This is a genomic window from Stenotrophomonas sp. P5_B8 (assembly GCF_054049855.1).
Genome location: NZ_JBFULO010000852.1, coordinates 1 through 632 on the forward strand (window position 1 = coordinate 1; position 632 = coordinate 632).

Annotated in this window: 1 protein-coding gene; it reads left to right on the plus strand. The window is 50.9% G+C overall.

The features are described from left to right. Window positions 1-12: 12 nt before the first annotated feature. The coding region (locus ACXJKH_RS21825; protein ID WP_457322516.1) for a hypothetical protein at window positions 13-632 on the plus strand (620 nt) is incomplete at its 3' end.

Below are 632 nucleotides of genomic sequence, written 5' to 3' on the forward strand. Positions count from 1 at the left end.
AGACGCGGTGGAGTGACTGATGATTTTGCGCGAAGCCTTGAGAGCGTCGCTGATGGGGTTGACTTAGTCCCGCCCTTCATCTTCGAAGTACTGCTCGAATTTGCCTGCGTCCTAGAGCCCGGTGGCTTTGCGAGATCCCGGTCTAAGCGAGATGACTACATCTCCAGAGCGCATCGCGATGCATGGCGCATGCGGTTGTCGACAGAAGATGAGAGGCGCGTAATTCTTGACCTCTACGCTGAATTTCGCACTCAGATGCGTTCCGTTGATGCGATGACTGTGGATCAACTTATCGCTGACTTTGACAGGTTTCTCGACTCTAATTCGTGGGAGATGACTCGTTCTGAAGACGGCTTCGATGCTGTTTTTGTCGATGAGTTGCATTTAATGAATCGATTGGAGCGCATGCTGATTAGCTCGCTTGTTCGAGATGCGAACTCTAGCCCGGTCATTGTTATGGCAGAGGACGTGAAACAAGACGTGAGGCGTATAGGGCAGGGGCTGCAGCAATGGCAGCGAGATCTTCCTGATATGAAGAGTTTCAAATTTGATGAGGTATTCCGCTACACTCCTCAAATCAATGATCTCATGGCTCACATCGATAGTTTTGCGCCTGCTGCTGAGCTTGCGGA